This is a genomic window from Bordetella genomosp. 10 (assembly GCF_002261225.1).
In the GTDB taxonomy this organism is placed as follows: domain Bacteria; phylum Pseudomonadota; class Gammaproteobacteria; order Burkholderiales; family Burkholderiaceae_B; genus Bordetella_C.
In genome coordinates this window covers 1,581,076-1,605,018 of sequence record NZ_NEVM01000001.1, presented here as the reverse complement: position 1 = coordinate 1,605,018, position 23,943 = coordinate 1,581,076, and the positions used below count along the sequence as shown (strand labels likewise).

Annotated in this window: 25 protein-coding genes, 1 tRNA gene and 1 riboswitch; of the genes, 6 read left to right on the top strand and 20 right to left on the bottom strand. The window is 65.7% G+C overall.

What is annotated here, in order from left to right; all coding sequences use genetic code 11:
• Positions 1-107: 107 nt before the first annotated feature.
• The 5 genes from CAL29_RS06990 to CAL29_RS06970 all read right to left on the bottom strand — a co-directional run bounded on the left by CAL29_RS06990 (position 108) and on the right by CAL29_RS06970 (position 2,364).
• Positions 108-509, bottom strand: a complete 402-nt coding sequence (locus CAL29_RS06990; protein ID WP_094852183.1) for a RidA family protein — start codon at positions 507-509, stop codon at positions 108-110.
• Complete coding sequence (locus CAL29_RS06985) at positions 493-990, bottom strand: MaoC family dehydratase (protein ID WP_179283934.1); 498 nt, start codon at positions 988-990, stop codon at positions 493-495. The genes CAL29_RS06990 and CAL29_RS06985 overlap by 17 nt, the downstream gene beginning before the upstream one ends.
• 41 nt (positions 991-1,031) lie before the next feature.
• The gene (locus CAL29_RS06980; RefSeq protein ID WP_094852181.1) at positions 1,032-1,367 is read right to left on the bottom strand and encodes a MaoC family dehydratase; all 336 of its coding nucleotides are present in this window, start codon (positions 1,365-1,367) and stop codon (positions 1,032-1,034) included.
• Positions 1,368-1,369: 2 nt separating this feature from the next.
• A complete protein-coding gene (locus CAL29_RS06975; protein ID WP_094852180.1) occupies positions 1,370-1,819 on the bottom strand; it encodes a hypothetical protein in 450 nt (149 codons plus the stop codon).
• A gap of 460 nt (positions 1,820-2,279) precedes the next feature.
• Positions 2,280-2,364: transfer RNA gene (locus CAL29_RS06970), tRNA-Leu, on the bottom strand.
• Positions 2,365-2,625: 261 nt separating this feature from the next.
• On the opposite strand from CAL29_RS06970, the gene CAL29_RS06965 reads away from it, so the two are divergent.
• Positions 2,626-3,498 carry a LysR substrate-binding domain-containing protein gene (locus tag CAL29_RS06965; RefSeq protein ID WP_094852179.1) on the top strand — a complete coding sequence of 291 codons (873 nt, stop codon included), beginning with the start codon at positions 2,626-2,628 and terminating at the stop codon, positions 3,496-3,498.
• Positions 3,499-3,609: 111 nt separating this feature from the next.
• Here the strand turns inward: CAL29_RS06965 and CAL29_RS06960 are convergent, their stop codons facing one another.
• From CAL29_RS06960 to CAL29_RS06930, 7 genes are all read right to left on the bottom strand, one after another.
• Positions 3,610-4,350 carry an amino acid ABC transporter ATP-binding protein gene (locus CAL29_RS06960; protein ID WP_094852178.1) on the bottom strand — a complete coding sequence of 247 codons (741 nt, stop codon included), beginning with the start codon at positions 4,348-4,350 and terminating at the stop codon, positions 3,610-3,612.
• Between the two features lie 3 nt (positions 4,351-4,353).
• Positions 4,354-5,052, bottom strand: coding sequence for an amino acid ABC transporter permease (locus CAL29_RS06955; RefSeq protein ID WP_094852177.1), 699 nt, complete (start codon positions 5,050-5,052; stop codon positions 4,354-4,356).
• A gap of 3 nt (positions 5,053-5,055) precedes the next feature.
• Positions 5,056-5,751 carry an amino acid ABC transporter permease gene (locus CAL29_RS06950; RefSeq protein ID WP_094852769.1) on the bottom strand — a complete coding sequence of 232 codons (696 nt, stop codon included), beginning with the start codon at positions 5,749-5,751 and terminating at the stop codon, positions 5,056-5,058.
• Between the two features lie 41 nt (positions 5,752-5,792).
• Positions 5,793-6,638, bottom strand: a complete 846-nt coding sequence (locus CAL29_RS06945; RefSeq protein ID WP_094852176.1) for a transporter substrate-binding domain-containing protein — start codon at positions 6,636-6,638, stop codon at positions 5,793-5,795.
• Between the two features lie 106 nt (positions 6,639-6,744).
• Positions 6,745-8,328, bottom strand: coding sequence for a rhodanese-like domain-containing protein (locus CAL29_RS06940; protein ID WP_373559701.1), 1,584 nt, complete (start codon positions 8,326-8,328; stop codon positions 6,745-6,747).
• A 48-nt stretch (positions 8,329-8,376) separates the two neighbouring features.
• Positions 8,377-9,558: a cystathionine beta-lyase gene (gene metC / locus CAL29_RS06935; protein ID WP_094852174.1), complete on the bottom strand. Its 1,182-nt coding sequence runs from the start codon at positions 9,556-9,558 to the stop codon at positions 8,377-8,379.
• A 14-nt stretch (positions 9,559-9,572) separates the two neighbouring features.
• On the bottom strand, positions 9,573-10,163 hold the full coding sequence (locus CAL29_RS06930) for a cysteine dioxygenase family protein (protein ID WP_094852173.1): 591 nt from the start codon (positions 10,161-10,163) through the stop codon (positions 9,573-9,575).
• 541 nt (positions 10,164-10,704) lie between these two features.
• Here CAL29_RS06930 and CAL29_RS06925 point away from each other — a divergent pair.
• Positions 10,705-11,670, top strand: coding sequence for a Bug family tripartite tricarboxylate transporter substrate binding protein (locus CAL29_RS06925; RefSeq protein ID WP_094852172.1), 966 nt, complete (start codon positions 10,705-10,707; stop codon positions 11,668-11,670).
• Here CAL29_RS06925 and CAL29_RS06920 read toward each other — a convergent pair whose 3' ends face one another.
• On the bottom strand, positions 11,671-12,441 hold the full coding sequence (locus CAL29_RS06920) for an IclR family transcriptional regulator (RefSeq protein WP_094852171.1): 771 nt from the start codon (positions 12,439-12,441) through the stop codon (positions 11,671-11,673). It lies immediately after the preceding gene.
• Here CAL29_RS06920 and CAL29_RS06915 point away from each other — a divergent pair.
• Positions 12,440-13,372, top strand: coding sequence for an NAD(P)-dependent oxidoreductase (locus CAL29_RS06915; protein WP_094852170.1), 933 nt, complete (start codon positions 12,440-12,442; stop codon positions 13,370-13,372). The genes CAL29_RS06920 and CAL29_RS06915 overlap by 2 nt on opposite strands.
• A gap of 20 nt (positions 13,373-13,392) precedes the next feature.
• Positions 13,393-13,773, top strand: coding sequence for a carboxymuconolactone decarboxylase family protein (locus CAL29_RS06910; protein ID WP_094852169.1), 381 nt, complete (start codon positions 13,393-13,395; stop codon positions 13,771-13,773).
• 65 nt (positions 13,774-13,838) lie between these two features.
• Here the strand turns inward: CAL29_RS06910 and secG are convergent, their stop codons facing one another.
• Both secG and tpiA read right to left on the bottom strand, forming a co-directional pair.
• On the bottom strand, positions 13,839-14,309 hold the full coding sequence (gene secG, locus CAL29_RS06905) for a preprotein translocase subunit SecG (protein ID WP_094852168.1): 471 nt from the start codon (positions 14,307-14,309) through the stop codon (positions 13,839-13,841).
• A gap of 20 nt (positions 14,310-14,329) precedes the next feature.
• Positions 14,330-15,094, bottom strand: a complete 765-nt coding sequence (gene tpiA / locus CAL29_RS06900) for a triose-phosphate isomerase (protein ID WP_094852167.1) — start codon at positions 15,092-15,094, stop codon at positions 14,330-14,332.
• 252 nt (positions 15,095-15,346) lie between these two features.
• Positions 15,347-15,469: riboswitch (yybP-ykoY riboswitch) on the top strand.
• Between the two features lie 50 nt (positions 15,470-15,519).
• Here tpiA and mntP point away from each other — a divergent pair.
• On the top strand, positions 15,520-16,092 hold the full coding sequence (gene mntP / locus CAL29_RS06895; RefSeq protein WP_094852166.1) for a manganese efflux pump MntP: 573 nt from the start codon (positions 15,520-15,522) through the stop codon (positions 16,090-16,092).
• Positions 16,093-16,326: 234 nt separating this feature from the next.
• Entirely contained in the window at positions 16,327-17,388 is a 1,062-nt protein-coding gene (locus CAL29_RS06890) for an NAD(P)-dependent alcohol dehydrogenase (RefSeq protein WP_094852165.1), read from the top strand.
• Between the two features lie 17 nt (positions 17,389-17,405).
• Here CAL29_RS06890 and CAL29_RS06885 read toward each other — a convergent pair whose 3' ends face one another.
• The 5 genes from CAL29_RS06885 to CAL29_RS06865 are packed head-to-tail and all read right to left on the bottom strand — an operon-like array spanning position 17,406 to position 23,863.
• On the bottom strand, positions 17,406-18,194 hold the full coding sequence (locus tag CAL29_RS06885; RefSeq protein ID WP_256977236.1) for an ABC transporter permease: 789 nt from the start codon (positions 18,192-18,194) through the stop codon (positions 17,406-17,408).
• Between the two features lie 12 nt (positions 18,195-18,206).
• The gene (locus tag CAL29_RS06880) at positions 18,207-18,980 is read right to left on the bottom strand and encodes an ABC transporter ATP-binding protein (RefSeq protein ID WP_094852164.1); all 774 of its coding nucleotides are present in this window, start codon (positions 18,978-18,980) and stop codon (positions 18,207-18,209) included.
• A 22-nt stretch (positions 18,981-19,002) separates the two neighbouring features.
• On the bottom strand, positions 19,003-19,998 hold the full coding sequence (locus CAL29_RS06875; protein WP_256977235.1) for an ABC transporter substrate-binding protein: 996 nt from the start codon (positions 19,996-19,998) through the stop codon (positions 19,003-19,005).
• A 32-nt stretch (positions 19,999-20,030) separates the two neighbouring features.
• Positions 20,031-21,746 carry a hydantoinase B/oxoprolinase family protein gene (locus CAL29_RS06870; RefSeq protein WP_094852162.1) on the bottom strand — a complete coding sequence of 572 codons (1,716 nt, stop codon included), beginning with the start codon at positions 21,744-21,746 and terminating at the stop codon, positions 20,031-20,033.
• The gene (locus CAL29_RS06865) at positions 21,743-23,863 is read right to left on the bottom strand and encodes a hydantoinase/oxoprolinase family protein (protein WP_094852161.1); all 2,121 of its coding nucleotides are present in this window, start codon (positions 23,861-23,863) and stop codon (positions 21,743-21,745) included. The genes CAL29_RS06870 and CAL29_RS06865 overlap by 4 nt, the downstream gene beginning before the upstream one ends.
• Positions 23,864-23,943 lie beyond the last annotated feature (80 nt).

Here is a 23,943-nt window from a genome sequence, read left to right as displayed (position 1 = left end):
AACCCCTTGAAAGTTGGAAATGCAGGGAATGCGTGGGTGCATGGTCCTTATGTGATCTCAGCACGGCACGCGGGTGGATCCGGTTTGAGCGTCGAGGCCCGGCGCGCTTATCCGCGCTCGCCCAAGTAGGCGATGGCGCGAATCTCGATCAATGCGGCCGGCCTGACCAGCTCGGAGACCTTCACGCCGGTGGCAGCGGGAAACGGCCCATTGCCGAATACCTCGCGCCGGACCCCGGCGGTCTTCTCGTAGCCCTCGAAGGTGGTCACGTAATCGACGGTCTCGACGACGTGCCCCATGTCGGCGCCGGCCGCCGCCAGCACCTTGGCGATCTTCGTATAGATGAAGCGCGCCTGCGCGGCGATATCGCCTTCACCGACGATCTGCCGGTTCTCGTCCATCGCGGTCATCCCAGAGACGTAGATGAAGCCGCCGGCGCGGACTGCGGGAGAGAACGTGGATTTCGGACTCGATCCGGCAGGGATGATGGGTTCAATGTTCGGATGCATGGGAAGGACTCGGATGATCTTTCAGGAGAAATTCCAGCGTGAACAGGCCTTCGGGCCGGGTGGCATGCGTTTCGCCGGACGCTGCCTTCGGCCGTGCCGGATCGATACGGCGGATCGTCACGTCGAAGCTGACCTTGGCCAACCCGTCCGCATGAGGGCGTATGGCCGCGACCGTGTAGTCGAACCGCAGCACATCGCCAGCGATGACCGGACCGAGAAATCTGGCCTGGACGCCGGTCATCGCCACCATGCTTTCGTGCAGCCTGTCCGACAGATCGGTGGCGCCCAGCGCGCTGAGCGAGAGCAGCAGCAGGCCGTGCGCCACCGGGCCGCGGAAGCCCTTGGCGATCGCGTAGCCGGCATCGTAATGAATAGGATGGCGGTCGCCGGTGAGAGCGGCGAACTGCGTGAATGCGGCCATGTCGACGGCGATCTCACGCATGGCAACGTGGTCGCCGACAGCGAGATCGCTGGCGTTCATTTGCGGGTGGGAGCCGGGCATGGAAGTACGGCGATTGCCGGTCACTCGGCCAGCGTCACGCTGCCCACCATGACGGTCTTGCCGCCGGAAGTGGCGGTCAGTTCGCCGTCTTCGGTGAGGTCGGCGACGAAGGTGTCGCCGGGGCAGACCGGTCCGATCCATTTGGTGTGCAGCTTCCCGCGGGTCAGCCAGTCCTTGCCGTAGCGCCTGGCGCCCAGATCGGCCGCGAAGGCGGTCATGTGCGGGCCATGCAGGAGGGTGCCACGAAAGCCGCGTTCCACCGCGTAGTCGTGGTCATAGTGGATGATGTCGTTGTCGCCGTTGATGCGGCCGTAGCCGTCGATCATGGGCTGGGTGATTTCGAGCTTGCGATCCATGCTTACTCCGGAACGTGGAAGGTGTTGAGCAGTTCGGCGAGCGGCCGGCCTTGGTCGTCGGCGAACACGCCGCGCCATTGCACGTACTTGCGGCCGCGCTTCTCGAACTTGCCGACGATGGTTCCGGTCGCGGTGACACGGGTGGTCTCGTCGGCCCAGATGGGGCGGTGCCAGTTCATTTCCAGTTCCGCCATGACGATGCCCTGGATGGGCGGATACGTCTGGTAGACCGGCACGGTCATGTAGGGAAGAATCACGTTCGGCGCGGCAGCCTGGCGGCCATCGACGACGTACAGGGACGGGTCGGCCTGGGAGGCGCTGAAGTATTCCTGGACGATCTCGGGCGTGATATCGAACGAGACGGGGCCAAGCTGCGCGCCTTCGGCAAACACGGCGTAAGGCGTACCAGGAACGGAGCCTTCGCGCGGCTTGATTTCGCTGGGTCGGGTCATGAGAGAACCTACGAAAGTTTCGGGTTATGGGACGGAGAGGAAACCGAAGCTTAGGTAGGTTGATCTGGCTCAACAATTTTTTCCCGGAATGTGCGTAAGCCGCACAAAACCGGGCAAGACAACTCAAAAGCGGCCGCCGCCACCAGGGTTTACACGGACCATCGACTTAAAAGCGCCGCCCCTGGGCGGCAGCAGGCGTAGCCTGAGCTGCGATCCGGGGACGGCGGCGTGGACGCGTCGCTGATGGCGAGAATGAAGGAACTGGAAGCCGGGAACGTCCGGCTGTGCAAGATGTGCGTCGAGAAGACGCTCACGCTTTGGATTTGGCTTGGCGCCCAAAACAAAGAATCTAGCGGGATCCGCTCGGACGGCTTCGGAGCGAGCAGACAACAAAAAAGCCCGTAAGACATTGATTCTTACGGGCTTTTTGCGCTTTCCGAGACATTCCCGGACAAATTCTTGGTGCCGACGGCGAGACTCGAACTCGCACAGCTTTCGCCACTACCCCCTCAAGATAGCGTGTCTACCAATTTCACCACGTCGGCGGGGTAAATCTTGTTTCCAGCCGAACTTCCGCTGGAAAGTCAGAAATTCTAGCACGGTTCCGGCCGTCATGTCGCCGCAGGCACGCCGATCTGTTCAAATCTCCCCACACAGGAGGGCCGCCGCCCTGCCCCCTCCCCCGCCGTACCGACAATCCCCCAATCTCCGCGAGACTATAATTTCCCCCACCGTGCACACGGCGCCGCCAGTGCGCCATGCACGCCGAGGGGCAGGCAGACTTTTCAATCTTTGGGCGGGTGGTTTTGCGTACTCTCGATCTGGATAGCCTCCGCACATTGGTCGCGATCTCTCATTACGAGACCTTCGGAAGTGCGGCAGAGCAACTGTACAAGACCCAGTCCGCGGTCACGCAGCAGATGCAGCGGCTCGAGACGATGCTGGGCGTTCCGCTGTTCGAAAAGCAGGGCCGCAAGAAACTGCTGTCGGCCCAAGGCCAGAAGCTGGTGCGCTACGCGCGGCACATGCTGGCCATCAATGACGAAGCCTTGCGCGCCATGCAGGACACCCAATTGGAAGGCGTCCTGCGGCTGGGTTCGCCGCACGATGTCGCGGACACCATACTGCCCACCATCCTCACGCAGATCGCCAACTCCTCCCCGCAGATCAATATCGAGATCCGCGTGGGCAGAAGCCCGGACCTGAACCCCGCGCTGCGCAACGGCGAGCTCGATCTCATTATCTCGACACGCTTCGATCCGGAATTCGAGGGCGTGGTGCTGCGCTCGTCGCCGACGGTGTGGATCTGTTCCGCGGATTATGTCCACAACCCGAACGCGTCCATCCCCCTGGTGCTGGTCGACGAACGCAGCATTTTCCGCCGGCTGGCGCTGGACGCGCTGGAAAAGGCCGGCATCCCCTGGCATGCCCATTACGCCGCCCCCAATCTGGTGGGCATCAAGGCCGCCGTGCGGGCCCGGCTGGGCATCACGGCCCGCAGCGTGGAAATGCTGGGGCCCGATATGCGCGTCCTGGGCGCGAAGGAAGGCCTGCCGCCCTTGCCCATGGTGCATTACTTTCTCTGGATCCGCCCCGACAAGGCCCCTACGCTGCCCCGGCGCGTCTACGAAATCCTCAAGACCAATCTCGGCCTCACCGGCCATCCCGAGCAGACCTAGGTATCGCCCAGGACGCAGGCGTCGCGTCCCGGAAATTCGCACCCATCAGCAGGACAGTACAGAGTAGGACGAAACCCGGCACGCCACCAGCCACGTCCGCCTCTAAGCAACTCACGCGGTAACCGACCGGCGCAAGACATCCTCGAGGAACTTGCGCGCGCGCGGATGCTTGGGCGCCGTGAAAAACGCCTCGGGCGTGCTCTCTTCCAGGATGCAGCCGGCATCCATGAACCACACCCGGTCCGCGACTTCCCGCGCAAAGTCCATTTCATGCGTCACGACGACCATCGTCATGCCTTCCGACGCGAGCTGCTTCATGACGGCCAGCACCTCGCCCACCATTTCCGGGTCCAGCGCGCTGGTGGGCTCGTCGAACAGGATGACCGGCGGCCGCTGCGCCAGCGCCCGCGCGATGGCCACCCGCTGCTGCTGCCCGCCCGACAGGTTGCCCGGCATCGCGTCGATCTTGTTCTCCAGGCCCACCTTGGCCAGCAGGTCGGCGGCCAGCGCGTCGGCCTCGCCCTTGCCCATCCCGCATACCTTGCGGGCGGCCAAGGTAATGTTTTCCCGGACCGAATAATGCGGAAAAAGATTGAATTGCTGGAAGACGAAGCCGATCGACGCGCGCAGCGCGTTGACGTTCTGCTTCGGGTCGTAGATGCTGCGGCCGCTCAGCAGGATGTCGCCGCTCTGGATTTCCTCCAGGCGATTCATCGTGCGGATCGTCGTCGATTTGCCGGAGCCCGACGGGCCGCAGATCACCAGCACCTCGCCCTTGTTGACGACGCCGTTGACATCGTTCAGCGCGTGGTATGAGCCATACCACTTGTTGACGTTCTTCAGTTCGATCATGTTCTACCCCTGAACCAGGCCCGCTCGGCGCCTGTTGATATGGACCTCGACCATGCGCGCCGCGTACGACAGCGTCAGGCACACCAGGAAATAGATCCCGGCCAGCACCATGTAGGTCTGCAAGGCGGACGTCAATTCGACGCTGTTGACCTGGTTGGCCACGAAGGTCAGCTCTTCCATCCCGATGATGTAAACGATGGACGTCGCCTTGACGGTGGAGACGAACTGGTTCACCAGCGAGGGAATCATGTTCACCAGGGCCTGCGGCAGGATGACGTAGCGCATGGACTGCCAATAGGACAGGCCCACCGAACGGGCCGCTTCGGTCTGGCCGCGCGGCAGGCCTTGCAGGCCGGCCCGGACGATCTCCGCCAGGAAGGCGCTTTCATACAGGACGATGGCGACCAGGGCCGTGGTGAATACCGACACCGTCATGCCGGTGACCAGCGGCACGAGGAAATAGGCCCAGAAAATCAGCATGATCAGCGGCACGCCGCGCAGCACCACCACCCAGGCGGCCGCGAACCAGCGCAGCGCCTTGTAGTCGCTGATGCGCGCGAAACCCAGCAGCACCGCGAGGGGAAATGCCAGCACCAGGCCCGACGCCGCCAGGATCAGCGTGGCGGCCAGCCCGCCCACGGGGCCGTGCGGCCAGGCTCCCACCAGGAACATCACTCCGTACTTCTGGATGATTTCGAGCACTTTCTATCCCCTGTATGCCGACGGGAACCGTCTTTCGAAGCAACGGCCCAGGAACATGATGGTCAGCGAGCAGATCAGGTAGACCACCGTCGCGAACGCCAGCACGTCGAACGTCCTGAACGTCAGGTTGTCGATGCTCTTGATCTGGTACGTCAGCTCCGTCACGCCGATGACCATGGCCAGGCTGGTGTCCTTGAACAGGATCAGCGAGCGGTTGAGCAGGGGCGGAATGCTGATGCGCAGCGCCTGCGGCAGCATGACGTGGCGCATCGCCGAGAAGAACCCCAATCCCATGGCGCGCGCCGCTTCGAATTGCGCCGCGGGAATGGCCCGCAGGCCGGAGCGTATGTCCTGCGACCAGTAGGCGCTGACGTTGAGGGCCAGCGCGATGGTCGCGAACAGCAATTCGGTCGGGCCGCTGTTGACGTAGGCCTTGACCGCCGGCGGCAGGATCTGGGGCACGCCGAAGAACCACACCAGTATCTGCACGACGGTCGGCACGTCGCGATGGTATTCCACGAATACCGCCATCACCGCGTTCAGCGGCTTGAACGGAATGGCGCGCAACACCACGATCACGAGGGCGACCGCCATTCCCAGCACGGCGGACAAGGCAAAAAGCGTGAAGGTCGTTCGCAACCCGTCGAGCAGCATGGATGCATACTGCCCATGCAGCAAAAAAGAAATATCCAGGTTCATATGCATCGGGGAAAGCCCGGGCGGGCTTTCCGCTGCCCTCTTCAGTTGGACGACGACGACGCGACAGGCTCGACCTTGAATTCACGGGTGAGGCCGTAGATGGAATCCTTGCCCAGCCACTTGGCATAGATCCGGTCCAGCTCCCCGCTCTTGTCCAGCTTGACCAGTTGATCGTTCAACGCGTCGAGCAATTCCTTGTTGCCCTTGGCGACGCCCAGCCCGATGCGTTCGGTGTAGATGGGCTCGTCGATCAAGGTGGCTTCGGACCCGCCCTTGCGCGATTCCACCACGAATCGCTTCAGGACCAGCTCGCCGCCGCTGATCGCGTCGACCTTGTCGTTCTGCAGGCCCAGGTAGCAGGTGTTCAGGTCCTGGTAGTTGACGAGCTTGGCCTGCGGCAGCACGCGGCTGGCGATCGCGGCGGAACTGGAGCCTTTGCTGGCACAGACACGCTTGCCCGCCAGTTGCGACAGCTTGGTGATGTTCTCGTCCTTGCGCACCAGCACCTTGATGTTCCCCTGCAGGTACTGCAGGCTGTAGTCGATCTGCTCGGCGCGCTCGGGCAGATAGGCCATCGAGGCGGCGATGACGTCCACCCGTCCGGAGCGCAGTTCAGGGATGCGCGTTTCCGTGGACATGGCGCGGTGCTCCAGCGCCAGGCCCATGCCCTTGGCGAGGGCCTGGCACACGTCCACGTCGTAGCCGACGAACTTGCGGGACTCGGGATCCTGGAAGGCATAGGGCGAACTCGCGTTCTGCGTGCCGCACACCAGTTTCCCGCTCGCCTGGATGGTCTTCAAATCCCTGGCCTGCGCGGCGGCGGACAGGCCGAGAGCGGCGGTGCTCAACATGACGGTAGCCAGGACTACAAGGCCGGATCGCTTCATCGTTTTACTCCTTGCTTGGTGGTGAGTCGCAGGGCGGCGCCGGTCGCCGCTCTCGCCGCGCGGGATGCGCGGGAAGAAGCCGACCGGGCCGTGCGAGGGATATCGATCAATGGGACAGGAACCGGTACGAGGCGCGCTCGCGGTCGTCTATCTGGTTGACCAGGTTCGTTTCCCATTCCAGGTATTTCATGGCCGCCGCCTTGTTGCCGCTGTGGCGATCATGGACGAAGAACAGGAAATCGATGCATTCCGCGTCGGACGGCGTGTCCGGCGTGGCTACCAGCGGCAAGCCGGCCGCTTTCCACGACGCGGCGTCGCCGGCGGCGATGGAAAGCGTCGCGCCTTGCGGAACGCGCAAATCCTTGGCATAGAGTTCCGCCACGCGCTCGTCGTCCGTCAGCAGGACGACGTGCCGGCAATCGCCGACGTCCAGCGCGGACGCCAGCTCGCGGATGCTCCAGCGCGCGCCCTCGATATGCTGCTTGCGGTAATCCATGCTGGGCCGCACGTCGATCAGCAAGGCGCCCTGGTCGCGGCGTTCCCGCAGCCTGGCCGCGTCGATCTTCGGCAAGCCGGAAGCGGCAGGGGCGCCGGCCGCGGGATGCGCGTTCAATTCGGCGCCGCCGGTGTCCAGCACGTAGACCTCCCATCCCAACTGCAACAGCCAGCCGGCGACCGTCGGCGCGCGCACCCCTTCGGAATCGAGCAGCACAAGACGGGCGCCCCGCGTGGCCGCGTACTGGTCGGTGGCCTGGATCAACTGGCCGCCGGGCGCATGCAGCGCGCCCGCATAGGTGCCGGCCCGGTATTCTTCCGGCGTGCGCACGTCGAACAGGTAGGTGGTGCGATCCGCGTCGGCGCACATGCGGCGGCACGCTTCGGCATCGATGGTCTGGACGCCCAGGCGGCGCGCAAGCTCGGAGGCGCGCTCGCGCGCCTTGGCCAGGGCCGCTCCGCTGGCCGACGCGGCGTGGCGCCGGGTCTGGCCGGCGTCCAGCGCATAGTCGTTCAGGAACCAGCCCTGGGTGCCGTTCTCCAGCGCGTAGACCGGATTCTTCACGCCCAGGTTGATCAGGGTCTGCGCGCCAATGATGCTGCGCGTCCGGCCGGCGCAATTCACCACGATGGTGGTGCTTTCGTCCGGCGCGAGATCCTGCACGTGCAGGGCCAGCTCGCCGTTCGGGCAGCAGATCGCCGTGGGAATGCTCATCTTCTGGTATTCGGCATAGGGCCGGCCGTCCAGGACCACGAGGTTCTCGCCGGCGCCGATGCGCCGCTTCAGCTCGGCCGCGCTCATCGCCGGCGTGTGGTATTCATGCTCGGCCAGTTCGCCGAACGTCTTGCTGGGCAGGTTGACCCCCGCGAACAAGGCATAGCCCTGCTCTTTCCAGGCCGTGACGCCGCCTTCCAGGACATGCACGTTCGAGTACCCCAGGGCGGCCAGCGCCCGGGCGGCCTTGGCCGCGTCCTCGCTGTCCTCGCCGTAGACGACCACGCGCGCCGACATCCGCGGCACCAGCCGCCGCACTTCGAATTCGAGGCGGCTGTAGGGGGTATTGGCGGCGTAGAACAGATGCGCCTCGCCGAAGCGGCCGTGCTCGCGCACGTCCAGCAGGGCGATCTCGCCGCCATCGTGTAGCCATGCCTTGAGCACGGCGGGTTCGACGTTCATGTAGACGTTGTTGGTCATGTTCATTCTTCAACGGAGGGGAATGACGCCGGCCGCGGCCGGCGCTTGCTACGAAAGATGCGCGTCGAAGGCACGTTGCAGGTCGGCGATCAGGTCCTCGGCATCTTCCAGGCCGCAATGGAACCGGCACATGGCGCCACGCTCGCTCCAGGAAGACAGGGAGCGCGCGGCCGGCATGTTCATCGGCACGACCAGGCTTTCGTATCCGCCCCAGGACGCCCCCAGGCCGAAGTACTCCAGCGCATCGATCATGGCCTCCATTTTCGCCAAGGAAACCGTCGGCGCAAATTCGACCGATAGCAGCCCGTTGCTGCCCTTGAAGTCGCGTTCGAAGATTTTTCGATCCTCGCCTTCCGCATACGCCGGGCACATGACCCGGGCGACCCGCTTGTCCCGGCTCAGCCAGTCCGCCACGGCCAGCATGTTCTCCTGGTGCGCGCGCATCCGCAGCGGCAGCGTGCGCAGGCCGCGCAGCATCAGGTAGGCGTCGTCCGCCCCCACCGTCTGGCCATAATTGAGCGCGGCGCGGTTCATGGCCGGCCAAGCGGCTTCGTTGGTGACGACGGTGCCCATCATGACGTCGGAATGCCCGCTCAGATACTTGGTCGCCGCGATGACGGAAATATCGGCCCCCAGCGCCAGCGGCTGGTACAGGATGCCCGATCCCCAGGTGTTGTCGACGGCGAGCAGGCAGCCGTGCTTCTTCGCCAGCGCCGAGACGGCGCGAAGATCCACCATGTCATACGTCAACGACCCGGGGTTCTCGGCGTAGATCATCGTGGTGTTGGGCTGGATCTTGTCCGCCAGGTCGGAACCGTCGGGGCTGTAGTAGGTGTGCGTGATTCCCAGTTGGGCCAGGCTTTCCGCGCACAGCCGGCGCACCGGCTCATAGACGGCGTCGGTGATCAGCACGTGGTCGCCGGCCTTCAGGTACGCGAGGAAGACCACGGCGATCGCCGCCAGCCCGGTCGGGAAAATCCTCGCCCGGTGGCCGCCCTCGAGTTCGACCAGCGCGTCTTCCAGCGCATGGGTGCTGTCCGTGCCGCGCGAGCCGTAGGAAAGCAGGCGCTCTTCCCCGCGCCTGCGGCGCGTATCGTTCCACTGCGCGACCGTGTCGAAGACATAGGTGCTGCCGCGCGTGACCGGCGTATTCACCCAGCCGCGATGGGGGCGGCCGGCGCGCAACAACGACGTCGACAGGCCCGCCTTGGTCTTTTTCGTGTCCTCCATGATTCGCCGCCTTCCTACCGTTGGGTCTGGATGCCGATGTTCATATGGCGGTAGGTGTTGTCCTTGGTCTCGAAGGCGATGCGCTTGTCGAGCGTTTCCAGGGCGCGGCCGTACATGTGCAGGTGGCGGATGACGCCGTCGTCTTCGATGCGGACGGCGTGGATGTCCTCGGGCATGAGCGCGATGCCGGTGCCGGGCTCGACCACCACCGTCTGCGCCACTTCTATCTTGGCGTAGCCCGGCTTGCTGCCGTCGTCCAGGCGTTCGTAGACGTAGTTCGTTTCCACGCCCTCGACCGCCGCGATACACGCCCAGGTCGTATGGTTGTGCGGAATGATCTTCTTGCCCGGGCGCATCACGTTCAGGTACAGCGCGTAGCTCTTGTCGTCGTTTTCGCTGATCAGGTAACGCGACTGCAACTCCTCCGGCGCGGGATCGGGGTAGTGCTCGGCGCCCCACCACTCCTTGTGCGAAGCCAGGGAAATCAGCTTGTCCATGGTCTTGGCAAGCGTCTCGCGGCTCTCGCCTTCGGCGTCGAACAACGATTTGATTTCATCGATGGCTTGGCGGATTTCCGCGGCGCCCGGCTTGGACTTCTGGGTCATGAACTCACTCCTCTTTCGTGATGGACATTCGGATTCGATCGACTACACCTTAATGAGCGTGACGCGCGCCATCCAATTAAATTTGGCGGCGTTCGATAAGAGGAGCTAATGGATTTCGGGGGAAAATCGATGCGCCCGGCCCATACCCGTGGGGCGTGCATCCGCCGCCAAGCCAGTGTTTATGCGCCTTTCAGGCGAATCGGGAAGAAAATGATGCGCCGCAGCGCATTCGCGCATTCTTCGCCCCAATATCACTTCCGCTAAGGGTATCCCCCAACATCGCGCGTCGGGGGAAAACGCCGGGAACGGGCGGCGTTCCATTTCCCGGCACGCCCGCCCTATACGAAGCCCATGCGCGCATCCGTCCCTTCACGCCCGTCGCGTTGGGGATCCGAATGCGCCTCGGGATGGCATTGCGCCGCGTCAACGAGAGTGCTTGACATGCCGGCGTCGGCCTATAGAATTCCCATGCAAGAAATAAATTTCCTGCACAGGAAAACTTTCGGACAGAGATCCGAGGCCACCAAGGAGGAGTGCAATCATGAAATTCACACGCCGGCTGGTGCGCGGCCTGGCGCTGCTCGGGCTGCTCGTCCCGCTGTATGCCCATGGCGCCTATCCCGACAAGCCGATCCGCATCGTGGTGCCGTTCGCGGCGGGCAGCCTTACCGACATCGTTTTCCGGGACCTCGCCGTCGAGCTGCAAAAGGAGCTCCGGCAGCCCATCATCATCGACAACAAGCCGGGCGCCAGCGGCATCGTCGGCACGCAAGCCGCCGTGAACGCCGCGCCGGACGGCTATACGCTGCTGTCGGTCGGCGTCACGAACGGCGCCAGCAACAAGTCGATGTTCGTGCGCCTGCCCTACGATCCGGCCAAGGATTTCAGCAGCATCGGCAAGGTGGCCGAGTCGCCCTATGTGCTGGTGGTCGATGCGCGTTCGAAGATCAATTCGCTGAAAGACCTGTACGCGAAGGCCCGCGCCGACCAGGGATCGGTCACCTACGCCTACGCATCGGGCAGCGCGCAGGTGGGCGGCGCCATGCTCGCCAGGGCCGGCGGCGTGAAGTTCGCCGAGATTCCCTATAAGAACTCGCCGCAGATCCTCACGGACATCATCGGCAACGTGGTGGAAACCACGCTGACCGATTTCGCGAGCGGCATGAATATGGTGCGCGGCGGCAAACTGAAGGCGCTGGGCGTGACGACGAAGGAACGGTTCCCGCTGGCGCCGGACGTGCCGGCCCTGGCCGAGGTGGGGGCCAACGATTTCCAGTTGATCGTCTGGTTCGGCCTGGTGGGTCCCGCGGGCCTGCCCGCGCCCGTGCAGCAACGCCTGTCCGTGGCCTTGAACAAGGCGCTCGCCAGCCCGGACCTGGTCGAACGCTTCAAGAGCCAGGGCCTGACGCCGCGCGCCAGCACGCCGGGCGAGTTCAGCGATTTTCTCGGCAAGGAAATCGTCGCCTGGGGCCGCATGGTCCAGGTGGCGGGCATCCAGCCCCAATGATCAGCCCGGCGAGCGACCCTCGTGAAGCAAAACGGCGGCCTTCAACCTGGACAGCGTGGCGGCGAGATGCTCGACGTGCTCCGACCAGCGCGGGTTCATTCTATCCATGGGGCCGACGACCGCGATGGCGTACCACTCGGACACGAGGCGGAAGGGCATCGCGATGGCGGCCAGGCCCGCGACGCTTTCATTGACGTTGGCGGCCCAGCCCCGTTCGGCGGATTCCGCCATTTCCTTCATGAACTTTTTCTTGTCGACGATGGTGTCGGGCGTGAGGCGGTTCCACTGCATTTTTCCGAGCAGGGATTTCTGTTCCTCGGGCGCCAGCGCGGAGAAGATGGCCTTGCCCAGGGAATTCGCGTGGATGGCCCGGGTGTCGCCGATCGCCACGGTGTAGACGATGGAGCGCCGGGACTGGACGACGTCGAGATAGATGACTTCGGTATCCCGCAGCTTGGCCAGCGTGGTGGTTTCCTCGGTGGCGTCGCGCAGCTCTTCCAGGAAACCATGCGTCATTTCGAAGATGGGATCGACCTTGTCGATCGAATGGCATAACGCCAGCATTTTTCTGGTCGGGAAATAGCCGCTGCGCCGGCGCGTTTCGTACAGGTAGCCCTTGACGATCAGGGTGCGAAGCAGGGCCAGCGTGCTGGAGGCGGGAGCGTCCAGCCCTCGCGCGATTTCCGTCAGGGACAGAGGCCTGGCCTCGTCCGAAAAAAGCTGGAACAGGTCCAGTGTGCGCGCGACAAGGGAGACTAGCTTGTTTTCCATGCCGCAGATGATAACCAGGAAGGGAGAACAAATGGAAAAGACAGGATTCATCGGCTTGGGCAATATGGGGCGGCACATGGCGCGGCGCCTGGCGCAGGCGGGCCACGACGTGCTGGTCTTCGATATCCGCGACGACCAGCGCGAGGCGCTCGAATCGCACGGCGCGTCGTGGGCCGGATCGGTGCGGGCGGTGGCGGACGCGGCCGAGGTCGTGGTGGTGAGCCTGCCGACGCCCGCCATCGTCGAGCAGGTGCTCACGGGCGACGACGGCGTCGCGGCGGGCAAGGCGGCGAGGCTAGTCGTCGACACGTCCACGACCGGCCCGTCGACCTCCAGGCGCATCGCCGAAAAGCTGCTGGCGCGCGGCATGCGCCTGGTGGATGCGCCCGTCAGCGGCGGCACCGGCGGCGCCGAGGAAGGCACCCTCACCGTCATGGCGTCGGGCCAGGCCGACGCCTACGAGCGCGCGCGGCCCTTGCTGCGGGTCATAGGGAAGAACATCTTCTACCTGGGCGAGGAAGCCGGCCAGGGCCAGATGATGAAGATCATCAACAACACGTTATGCGCGGCCGCCACGCTCGCCAGCTTCGAAGGCCTGGTGCTGGGCAGCAAGGCGGGGCTGGACGCGAAAACCATGCTGGACATCATCAACGTATCCAGCGGGCGCAGCTTCGCCACCGAAGTGAAGATACCGCAGTGCATATTGCACCGCGACTTCCCCATGCGCTTCACCACCGACCTGCTGCACAAGGACGTGAAGCTGTGCCTGGACGAAGGCGCGCGGATGGGCGTGCCTATGTGGGTCAGCGACATGGCCCGGCAGATGCTGTCCTTCGCCATCGGCCAGGGCAAGGGGGCGGACGACTATGCCCGGGTCATCCAGTTTTATGAAACCTGGGGCCAGACCCAGTTCGGCAGCGCCGATCGATAGACCTTGAACCAGGAGCAAGCATGAAGTCTCGCATCGAAACCGGCCGTGAAATCCTCGGCGCCACGCTGGGCGAAACGTACTACCAGCGCCGGGTGGACAGCACCAATTCCTTCAACGGGCCCTTGCGCCGCCTGACCGACGAATACTGCTTCGGCGAAGTCTGGGGCGATCCGGCCCTGCCGCCCAAACTGCGCAGCATGCTGGTCGTGGCCCTGCTCGCCAGCATGGGCCGCACGCACGAACTCAGGACGCATCTGGGCGGCGCCCTGAATAACGGCTGCAACGTCGAGGAGCTACGCGCGGTGCTGCTTCAGGTGGCCATTTACTGCGGCATACCGGCGGGCGTGGAAGGCACGCGCATCGCCGAGGAGGTGCTGCGGGAGCGCGGCCTGCTGGCGTAGTGGCGCGGATAAACCTGCCGCATGGAGCGGCCCCTATCAAGCCGGCCCGTATTGAGCCAGCCGTATTACTTGGCGGGGGCCGGCGTGGCCGGCGTGCTGGGGGCCGGGGCGTCAGGCGTAGCCGGCGCCTGCGGAATCGAGGCGTCGGGCTTGGCCGGGGCGGCGGGCGCGTTGCCGGCCGGGGCCGAGGGAACCGCGCTGCCGGCGGGCGCCGGGGCGCCCGGCACCTGCGGCACGGAACGATCGGCCGGCGCCTGGTAGTTCTGCATCACGCCCGAATCGACCGGCGTACTCACGCCCTTGTGGGTCACGTAGGCCAGGCCCGCGGTGGTGGCGAAGAAAACGACGGCCGCCCACTTGGTGGTGCGCGACAGGAAATTCGCGGCGCCCGAGGCGCCGAACAGGCTGCCGGCCGAACCGCTGCCGAAAGCCGAACCCATATCGGCGCCCTTGCCCTGCTGCAGGAGGACCAGAACGATGATGGCCAGTGCCGACAGCACCTGCACGACCATCAAAATCGATTGAATCAAGGACATCACTTACTCCGAAACGCTGTTCAAACAGCGGCTATGCGTAAAAATTCATCGGCCACCAGCGACGCGCCGCCCACCAGGGCGCCGTCGATGTCGGGCATGGCGAACAGCGTGGCGGCATTGGCCGCCTTGACGCTGCCGCCGTAAAGAATGCGGACCTGCGGCACGCCCAGCCCGCGCAGCGCCACGCGGATGGCGCCATGCACTTCCTGCGCCTGCTCCGGCGTGGCGGTGCGGCCCGTGCCGATCGCCCAGACCGGCTCGTAGGCCAGGATCAGCTTGGCCAGCGCGTCCGCGCCCAGGGCCAGGACCGGCTCGAGCTGGCGCTCGATGACGCCCAGCGTATTGCCGCCCTCGCGCTCGGCCAGCGTCTCGCCGACGCAGACCACCGGCGTCAGGCCGGCGGCCAGCGCGGCGCGCGCCTTGTCGGCCACCAGTTGATCGCTTTCGCCGTGCATGGCGCGGCGTTCCGAATGGCCGGCCAGGGCCCAGCGGCAGCCGAAATCCCGCAACATGGCGCCCGCCACTTCGCCCGTATAGGCGCCCTTCTCATGCACGCTGATATCCTGCGCGCCCCAGGAGATGGGGCTGCCCTGGAGCAGCGCCTGGGCCTGGGCCAGATAGGGGAAAGGCACGCAAACGCCCATTTCGCAATGGCCGGCGACGCCTTGGCGCAAGGCCGCCAGCAAGGCGGCGTTCTCGGCCAGCGTGCCGTGCATCTTCCAGTTACCCAGCACCAAACGCGCGCGCTCGGCGGTGGACGGGGCTTGGCGATCTGTGGTCGTCATAGGTATAGGCTAGGCAAAGCGGTGAATGGGCCGGATCCACGGCCGTCGGGCAAGACGAAACCGCCGGAAAAATCCCGGTCAAACCCGTGATTGTATCCTGTTCGGCGGCATGCTGGGGAGAACCCGCCGAACCCCGGGCTCCCGTCCCTCAGGCGCCCCGCCCTTATCCCGTTCTTCATCCTTTTGCCCGAATCCCCCTGCGCCCCGTAATCTTTACGCCCGGCTGTCATCTGCCGCTGCTAAACTGGCCCTTCACTTTGGGGAGTAGCCGGCTTCCGCCCCCGGAAGCGCCCGCGTCAACATTCTTGGCCCCGCGGCCATGGCGCTGGCAGCCTTAGCGGCCTGGCGAGACCATGGGTTTCCTTGTGCCTAAGCCGGGCGCACGCGGAAATCTATGCGTCGCCCGGCCTAGCGCTCCGTCCCCTATGAATTTCGCGGCAACCCTCCTCCTGGCTTTCGCCATGTCGACCGACGCCTTTGCAGCCGCCATCGGCAAGGGCACCAGCCTCTACAAACCCCGCTTCAGCGACGCCTTGCGCACCGGCGTGATCTTCGGCGCGATCGAGGCCATTACCCCGGTGATCGGCTGGCTGATCGGCTCGGCGGCCGCCAGGTACGTGCAAAACTGGGACCACTGGCTGGCCTTCGTCATGTTGTCCATCCTCGGGCTCCTGATGATACGCAACGCCGTCCGCGGCCAGCGCGACGACAAGGCCAGCCAGCCGCCGCGCAAGCATTCCTTCTGGAACCTGGCCCTGACCGGCTTCGCCACCAGCATCGACGCGATGGCGGTCGGCGTCAGCCTCGCTTTCATCGACAACAACATCTTCATCACCGCCTCGGTGATCGGACTGGCCACCCTGCTGATGGTGACCGTGGGCGTGATGCTGGGCCGGGTGCTGGGCAGCCTGGTCGGCAAGCGCGCGGAAATCTTCGGCGGCCTGGTGCTGATCGGCGTGGGCGCCTCCATCCTCTTCGAGCACTTGCACGCGCAATGAGAAAAGCCTGTCCCGCCATGAGAAAAATGTCGGAGAAATAGGCAAGTATCCGCTTCGTTTAGGCACGCGGCCGCCCGCCGAATCAGCCTAGTATTGACCCTGACGTGGATCACGGCGGCGCGCCGGCCCGCGCCCACCTCGGCGGCGCGGGCCAGCCGGCGCACCCTCGCGCGGCATCGCCGTCCCGCCTGTTCCACGGTTTTCGCAATTTTTCTCGCTGTCCGGAGATCCCCCATGACCACCACTTATGCGTTCGGCGCCACCGGCCCCAAGGCCGCGCTCGCGCCTTTCAACTACCAAGTCCGCGACTTGCGCGAATTCGACGTGCAACTGGACGTGCTGTACTGCGGCGTCTGCCATTCGGACCTGCACCAGGCGCGCGATGAGTGGCGCAACACCATCTACCCCGTCGTGCCGGGCCACGAAATCGTCGGCCGCGTGACCGCCGTCGGCTCGCAGGCCACCAGGTTCAAGATCGGCGACATCGTCGGCGTGGGCTGCATGGTCGACTCCTGCCGCGCCTGCCCTAGCTGCAAGGAAGGCCTGGAGCAATACTGCGAAGGCGAAACGGGCTTCGTGCCGACCTACAACGGCATCGACAAGCAGACCGGCGCCACCACCTACGGCGGCTACTCGTCGCAGATGGTGGTGGACGAGGCCTATGTCCTGAGCATCCCCCGAAACCTGGACCTGGCCGGCGTGGCGCCGCTGCTGTGCGCGGGCATCACCACCTATTCGCCGCTGCGCACCTGGGGCGCGGGGCCCGGCAAGAAGGTCGGCATCGTGGGCCTGGGCGGCCTCGGCCACATGGGCGTGAAGCTGGCCGCCGCGATGGGCGCGCACGTGGTGCTGTTCACCACCTCGCCGTCCAAGATCGAGGACGGCAAGCGCCTGGGGGCGAGCGAAGTCGTTATTTCCAGGAATCCCGACGAGATGAACGCCCATGCGAACAGCTTCGACCTCATCCTCAATACGGTGGCGGCGCAGCACGATCTCAATCCCTTCCTGAACCTGCTGCGGCGCGACGGCACGATGGTGCTGGTGGGCGTGCCCGAACACGACCATCCCTCTCCCCAGGTCTTCAACCTGATCTTCAAGCGCCGCCGCCTGGCGGGTTCGCTGATCGGCGGCATCGCCGAAACCCAGGAAATGCTGGACTTCTGCGGCGAGCACGGCATCACCTCGGATATCGAGCTGATCCCGGTGCAACAGATCAACGAGGCCTATGAGCGCATGCTCAAGAGCGACGTGAAGTATCGCTTCGTGATCGACTCGGCGTCGCTGAAGCAGCAATAGGCGGCACGGCGGGGCTGTCAGACCGCGGCATCCGGGCGCTCGCGCTGCGAAGCGTGCCATCCCAGCAGGCGCTCTTCGGCGAGCTCGATGGCCTTGAAAAGCAGCACGCCCAGGATGCAGAGCAGGGCCAGCGCGACGAAGACCGTCGGCGTATCGAAGCTGCCCTGCGCCACCAGGATCACGTGGCCCAGCCCCGTCTCGCCGGCGACGAATTCCCCCACGATGGTGCCGACCAGCGCGAACGAGATGCCCACTTTCATGCCCGCCAGCAGGCTGGGCATGGCGTTGGGAAAGCGGATCTTCCAGAGGATCTTGGCGCGCGACGCGCGATTGACGCGCGCCATGTCCAGCATGTCGGGATCGGTGGAGCGCAGCCCCAGCACGGTATCGATCAGGATGGGAAAAATGGCGATCAGCAATGCGATGGCGATCTTCGGCGCCGCGCTGGTTCCCAGCCAGATCACGAACAGCGGCGCCAGCGCCACCTTGGGCACCGCGTTCATCGCCACCAGCAGCGAGTACAAGGTGCGGTCGAGAAAGCGCGAGTAGACGATGCCGATCGCCGCCGCCACGCCCAGCACGACCGCCAGCACGAAGCCGGCGAGCGTCGTGCCCAGCGTATCCAGGCTCTGCATGAGCAGATAGCCCGGCTGCTTGAAGAATTCGAGGATGACCTTGCTGGGCGCGGGCAGGAGAAACTCCCGGATCCCCAGGGTCCGCACCGCGATCTCCCAGACAATCAAAAGGACCAGCATCGTGGCGAAAGCCTGCCGGCTGCGCATGGTGCGTTTCCACAGTTGGTTCACGGCGCTCTCCGCTCAATTCTTGTAGATGCCCAATCCGCGGAAAGTGTCCCGGATGTGCGATACGTAGCCCGCGAAGCCGGCGGTTTCACGCACCTCCAGCCCGCGCGGACGCTCCAGCTCGATGGGGATCACCTCCGCCACGCGTCCCGGGCCGCGCGCCATCATCACCACGCGGCTGCCCAGGTAGACCGCTTCGGAAACCGAATGCGTGATGAACACCACGGTCTTGCCGGTCGCCATCCAGGCGCGCTGCAACTCGACGTTCAGCTCGTCGCGGGTGAAGGGATCCAGCGCGCCGAAGGGCTCGTCCATCAGCAGCAGTTGCGGATCCAGCAGCAGCGCGCGGCAGATGGACACGCGCTGCCGCATGCCGCCGGACAACTCGCGCGGATAGCGGTCGATGAACGCGGACAGCCCGAACAGGTCCAGCAGCTCGCGCGCGCGGGGTTCGTGCGCGGCCCGCGGCGCGTCGTGGAATTCCGCCGCCAGCAGCACGTTGTCCAGGATGTTGCGCCACTCCAGCAGCAGATCCCGCTGGAACACCACGCCCATGTCTTCCGGCGGCTCCAGGATGGGCTTGCCGCGCAGCTTCAGCGTGCCGCTGCTGATGCCTTCCAGGCCCGCGATGCATTTGAGCAGCGTGCTTTTGCCACAGCCGCTCGGGCCGACGATGCTGACGAACTCGCCCTCGGCGATGTCCAGCGCCACGTCCTGCAAGGCGTGCAAGGGGCCGCTGTCCGAGCGGTAGATCTTGTTCAATCGCGCGATTTCCAGGAACCCGGACACGGCGCATCTCCTTGCTCAGATATCAGTTCGGCAACAGGGCGTTGGTGTAGTAGTCGGCGGGAACGTGTCCGGCCTTGACCTGGCCGGTCTTCTCCAGCGTGGCGATGGCCGCGGACCAGTCCGCGTCGGTCTGGATGCCGAACGCCAGGCCGGGCTTGGCGGGGCTTTCGAAGAAGGGGCGATAGGCCTGGATCTGCTCGCGCAACACGTCGGGGTCCAGCCTGGCATTGGGCCGGTCGGCGACGATGGCGGCGACCGCCTCCTCGACGTGGCCGTCATAGATGTATTTCCAGGCGCGCAGTTGCACCGCGACGAACTTGCGCAACGCCTCGCCCTTGCCCTTGATGGTCGCGGGCGTGGCAACCAGGCCGTAGCTGGGGAAGGAGATGCCGCTGTCGGCCAGCAACAGGGCGGAAGCCGGACGCGTCTTGCGCACCATGGGCTGGCCGAACGGCGCCTGCGTCATGAGACCGTCGCTATTGCCGGACGCGTAGGTGGAGACCATGGCGCTGGGCGCCACCATCACCACGCTCACGTCGCTCCGCGACAGGCCATTGACCTTCAGGAAGGGATCGATGAACGGCGCCCAGGGGCTGGTGGTGAAACAGACGATTTTCTTGCCGGCCAAGTCCTTGGGCGACTTCACGCCCAGCTTCTCGTCCGTCAGCACGGCCAGGTCGCCGGTGCGGGCGAAACCCGCGATGGACATCAGGTCCAGCCCGTTTTCCTTGGCGACCGCCATGGTGCCCAGGGCGACCTGGCCCACGTCCACCTGCCCCGCCGCCAGCAGTTGCAAGGTGTTGATCGTGCCGGTGCCGTCCTGCACCTCCACGTCCAGGCCCGCGTCCTTGAACCAACCTTTCTGGAGCGCCAGGTGCATGGCGCCGTGCATGCCCCAGGGCGAGAAGTCCAGCCGCACCAGCAGCTTGTCGGCGGCCCGCGCCGCCGGCGGCAAGGCCAGGCCCGCCGCCAGCGCAAGCGCCCCGGACACCATGGACAACGCTTTCCTACGATTCATTTTGTTCCCCTTGAATTGGTTGGACTTTCCGGTCATTGCGCCCGCAGCGCCTGCGTGGCGGCCCGGTCGATTTTTCCGGTCCGGGGGTCGACGACCATGCGGTAATGGTCCCGCACGTACTCCGCCGTCAACTTCTGGTTCCAGACATCCTGCTCGATGGCGGCCTCCTCGCGCAGCAAGGGATCGCCGAAGCCGCCGCCGCCGGGCTGGTCGTGCGTGACCACGTCGTTGCGCTGGATCAGCATGCCCACCTTGCTGGGCAGGGAGATATCGTCCTCGCCGCTATGCAGGGTATTGGCCGCCGCCCGCGCGGGCTTGCCGCCGCCCAGGCCGTAGGGCGGGAACTTCATCCGGTCCGCCCGCAACTGCAACAGCACGTCGTCGCCCAGCACCCGATAGCTGCGGCGGATGCCCAGGCCGCCGCGGAAGCGTCCCGCCCCGCAGGAATCGGGCAGCAATTCATAGGCTTCGACGCGGACCGGATGCTGCGCTTCCAGCGTCTCCACCGGCGTATTGGACAGATTCTGGGACGCGTTGGTGATGGCTTCGATGCCGTCGGCCTGCGGCCGGCCGCCCCAGGCGCCGCAGACCATGTCGACGATGATGTAGGGCTTGCCCTCGTCGCTCTTGCCCGAAAGGCATACCACCGTGTTGCCGCCCTCCCCGGCCGCGGGCACGCGGTCGGGCACCACCTGCGCCAGCGCGCCGAGCATGGCGTCGAACACCCGGTAGCCGGTCAGCGCGCGCGCCGCGACGGCGGCCGGCTCCAGGGGATTCAGCACCGTTCCTTCCGGCACGGAGATGTCCACGCAGCGGAATACGCCGGCGTTGTTGGGCACGTCGCCCTTGAGCGCGCAGCGCACGCTCAGGTAGGTGCACGATTTGGTGTAGGACAGGGTGGAGTTGATGGCGGCCCGCACCTGCGGGGCGGAACCCGTGTAGTCCACGCTGACATGGTCTTCGTGCACGGTCACCGCCACCTTGATCGGGATGGGGTCCGGGGAAAGCCCGTCGTCGTCGATATGGTCCAGGAAGGTGTAGGTGCCCTTGGGCCAGCGGCGGATCTCCTCGCGGGTGAGGCGCTCCGCGTAATCCAGCAATTCCGCGAAATAGGCGCGCGCCGAATCGCGGCCGTAGCGGTCCAGCAGGGAGGTCAGTTCCCGCACGCCGACCTGGCAGGCCGCGTACTGCGCGCGCAGGTCGCCCAGCACCCGGCCGGGCACGCGCACATTGCGCGCGATGACGCGCTCCATGATGTCGTTGACGCGCCCTTCCTCATAGAACTTGACCACGGGAATGCGCAGGCCTTCCTGGTAGATTTCCGTCGAATCGCTGGCGTTCGATCCCGGCACGCGGCCGCCCACGTCCGTGTGATGGCAGATCACCACGCAATACCCCTCCAGTTCGCCCCGGTAGAAGAAAGGCACGAACATGAAGATGTCCGGCAGGTGCATCCCGCCGTCGTAGGGATCGTTGACGATGATCGCGTCGCCGGGCCGCAGGGAATCGCCGTAGCGGGCCTGCACCGAAGCCATCGCCTCCGGGATCGCGCCCAGGTGCAGCGCGATGGTCTTGGCCTGGGCGATCATCTGGCCGTGGCGGTCGCAGATCGCCGCGGAATAATCCATGACGTCCTTGACGATCTCCGAGCGGGCGGTGCGCAGGACCGTATAGGCCACTTCGTCCACGATGGCGTCCATGGCGTTCTTGACTACCGCGAAGGTAATCGGGTCGATGATGGGATTCATGCGGTTTCCTGGTGCAGGTCGATGATGATGTTGCCGACGCCGTCGGCGTGGGCGCTGCAGCGCGGCGGCACGACGATGGTCGTGTCGTAGGACTCGATGATCAGCGGCCCGTCCATCTTCTGCCGCGTCAAGGCGCCGCGCGGCACCAGCCGCGTCTCGCGGGGCGGCTCGTCCGCGGAAAAGCTGACCATGCGCACGCCCGATTCGCCGGCCAGCGCGGAGGCGTCCACCTTGCAGTGGCCGAAATCCAGGCGCTGGCCGCTGCGGCCGTAGGCCGACACGCGCATGTTCACCAGCTCCAGCGGCTCGTCGCTGCTATAGCCGAAGGTGCGCGCATACTCGGCGTTGAAATCGTCCTTCAGCCGATCCAGCGCGCTCGCATCGAGAGCGCCGGCCGCCAGGGGCACCGTCAGCTCGGAACTCTGGCCCAGGTAGCGGACGTCGGCGAAGACGACGGTTTCCACCGCGGCGTTCGCATACCCTTCGGAGGCCAGGATGTCCCGGCCCTGGGCGCGCAGGTCGTCGGCGATCGCCGCCAGCGCCGCTGGCTCGCAATCGTCGAGACGCCGCAGCACCGCCTTCACGAAGTTGTGCTCCGCGTCGGCGGACAGCATGCCCGCCGAGCAGAACACGCCGGCCATGATGGGCGCGATGACGCGCGTGATGCCCAGCAGCCGCGCCACCGAGACGGCATGCAGGGGGCCGCCGCCGCCGAACGCGATCATCGCCATGTCGCGCGGATCCCTGCCCCGCTCGACCGTCACCGCGCGGATGGCCCGCGCCATGTTGACGTTGGCCACCTGCCGTATGCCATGGGCCGCCGCCAGGACGTCCAGGTTCAAGGGGGCGGCGATGTGCCGCGCGATGGCGTCACGGGAGAGTTCGGCGTTCACCGCCAGGCTGCCGCCCGCCAGGGCCTTGGGATTCAGGTATCCCAGGACCATATTGGCGTCGGTCACCGTGGGCCTGTCGTTGCCGTTGCCGTAGCAGGCCGGCCCCGGATAGGCGCCCGCCGACTCCGGCCCCACGCACAACAGGCCGCCGGCGTCGATGCCCGCGATGGAGCCGCCGCCGGCGCCGACCTCGGCGATGTCGATGGCCGGCACCTTCAGCACGTAGCCGCCGCCCTTGATGAAGCGGCTGGGGGCGCTGATGCCGTCGCGGAACTCGTACTCGTTGGTCAGCGACGGCGTCCCGGCCGCGATGATGGACGCCTTCGCGGTGGTGCCGCCCATGTCGAAGACGATCAGGTCGCGATCCCCGCTCAGGGCGCCGATCTGCGCCGCGCCGGCCACGCCGCCCGCCGGGCCGGAGGCCACCGCGAACACCGGTTTCTCCGTCGCCGAGGCGATCCCCATCATGCCGCCGTTGGACGCCATGACCTGGAGGGAGGCGGTCACGCCCATGCGGGCCAGGTCGTCCTTCAAGCGCGCCAGGTAGGTGCGCATGGCCGGCAGTATGTAGGCGTTGACCACCGTGGTGCTGGTGCGCTCGTATTCCTTGATCTCCGGCAGCACGTCGCAGGACACGCTCAGCAGCAGGCTGGGGAAAGCCGCCTCGATGAGCGCCTTGGCGCGCCGTTCGTGCGCCGGATTGATGTAGCTGTTCAGGAAGCAGATGGCGATGGCGGCAACGCCCTCGCCGGCCAGTTCGCCCACTTCCCGCAGAAGCTGCTCCTCGTCGAGCGGGGTGACGACACGGCCCTGGGCATCGATGCGTTCGCGGATGCCCCGGCGGTAGCGGCGCGGCGCCAGCGGCTGCGGCTTGGACCAGCCCAGGTCGAACATGGTGGGCGTGCGGATGCGCGCGATCTCCAGCACGTCGCGGAATCCCTCGGTGGTCAGCACGGCCGTCCGGGCGCCCACCTTCTGCAGGATCGTGTTGGACGCCGTGGTGGTGCCGTGGACGATTTCGGCGATGTCGCCCGCCGCGATCCCCGCCTGGTCGATCAGGGCCTGGAGGCCCCGGGTGATCGCCAGCCCCAGGTTCTCGGGCGTGGTGGACGTCTTGTTGACGTAGAGCCGGCCGTCCGGCATGGCCAGCACGATATCCGTGAAGGTGCCGCCGATATCGCAGCCGACCCGCACGCCGGCGCGGGCGTGAAATGCAGTGTCCATCGTTTCTCCGTGCCACGCGCGCGGCGCGCGGCGTACAAGTGAACCAGCCTTGTGATCGGCCCGTCAGCGGCCCTGTGAAT

What these genes read in the sequence shown, in the direction of transcription:
- CAL29_RS06925 (WP_094852172.1), top strand. Translation starts at nt 10,705, where the DNA reads ATGAAATTCACACGCCGGCTGGTGCGCGGCCTGGCGCTGCTCGGGCTG.
- CAL29_RS06980 (WP_094852181.1), bottom strand. Translation starts at nt 1,367, where the DNA reads ATGGATCGCAAGCTCGAAATCACCCAGCCCATGATCGACGGCTACGGC.
- CAL29_RS06960 (WP_094852178.1), bottom strand. Translation starts at nt 4,350, where the DNA reads ATGATCGAACTGAAGAACGTCAACAAGTGGTATGGCTCATACCACGCG.
- metC (WP_094852174.1), bottom strand. Translation starts at nt 9,558, where the DNA reads ATGGAGGACACGAAAAAGACCAAGGCGGGCCTGTCGACGTCGTTGTTG.
- CAL29_RS06975 (WP_094852180.1), bottom strand. Translation starts at nt 1,819, where the DNA reads ATGACCCGACCCAGCGAAATCAAGCCGCGCGAAGGCTCCGTTCCTGGT.
- CAL29_RS06890 (WP_094852165.1), top strand. Translation starts at nt 16,327, where the DNA reads ATGACCACCACTTATGCGTTCGGCGCCACCGGCCCCAAGGCCGCGCTC.
- CAL29_RS06930 (WP_094852173.1), bottom strand. Translation starts at nt 10,163, where the DNA reads ATGACCCAGAAGTCCAAGCCGGGCGCCGCGGAAATCCGCCAAGCCATC.
- CAL29_RS06875 (WP_256977235.1), bottom strand. Translation starts at nt 19,998, where the DNA reads ATGAATCGTAGGAAAGCGTTGTCCATGGTGTCCGGGGCGCTTGCGCTG.
- CAL29_RS06990 (WP_094852183.1), bottom strand. Translation starts at nt 509, where the DNA reads ATGCATCCGAACATTGAACCCATCATCCCTGCCGGATCGAGTCCGAAA.
- CAL29_RS06865 (WP_094852161.1), bottom strand. Translation starts at nt 23,863, where the DNA reads ATGGACACTGCATTTCACGCCCGCGCCGGCGTGCGGGTCGGCTGCGAT.
- CAL29_RS06910 (WP_094852169.1), top strand. Translation starts at nt 13,393, where the DNA reads ATGAAGTCTCGCATCGAAACCGGCCGTGAAATCCTCGGCGCCACGCTG.
- CAL29_RS06915 (WP_094852170.1), top strand. Translation starts at nt 12,440, where the DNA reads ATGCCGCAGATGATAACCAGGAAGGGAGAACAAATGGAAAAGACAGGA.
- secG (WP_094852168.1), bottom strand. Translation starts at nt 14,309, where the DNA reads ATGTCCTTGATTCAATCGATTTTGATGGTCGTGCAGGTGCTGTCGGCA.
- CAL29_RS06950 (WP_094852769.1), bottom strand. Translation starts at nt 5,751, where the DNA reads ATGAACCTGGATATTTCTTTTTTGCTGCATGGGCAGTATGCATCCATG.
- CAL29_RS06945 (WP_094852176.1), bottom strand. Translation starts at nt 6,638, where the DNA reads ATGAAGCGATCCGGCCTTGTAGTCCTGGCTACCGTCATGTTGAGCACC.
- tpiA (WP_094852167.1), bottom strand. Translation starts at nt 15,094, where the DNA reads ATGACGACCACAGATCGCCAAGCCCCGTCCACCGCCGAGCGCGCGCGT.
- CAL29_RS06870 (WP_094852162.1), bottom strand. Translation starts at nt 21,746, where the DNA reads ATGAATCCCATCATCGACCCGATTACCTTCGCGGTAGTCAAGAACGCC.
- CAL29_RS06920 (WP_094852171.1), bottom strand. Translation starts at nt 12,441, where the DNA reads ATGGAAAACAAGCTAGTCTCCCTTGTCGCGCGCACACTGGACCTGTTC.
- CAL29_RS06940 (WP_373559701.1), bottom strand. Translation starts at nt 8,328, where the DNA reads ATGACCAACAACGTCTACATGAACGTCGAACCCGCCGTGCTCAAGGCA.
- CAL29_RS06985 (WP_179283934.1), bottom strand. Translation starts at nt 990, where the DNA reads ATGAACGCCAGCGATCTCGCTGTCGGCGACCACGTTGCCATGCGTGAG.
- mntP (WP_094852166.1), top strand. Translation starts at nt 15,520, where the DNA reads ATGAATTTCGCGGCAACCCTCCTCCTGGCTTTCGCCATGTCGACCGAC.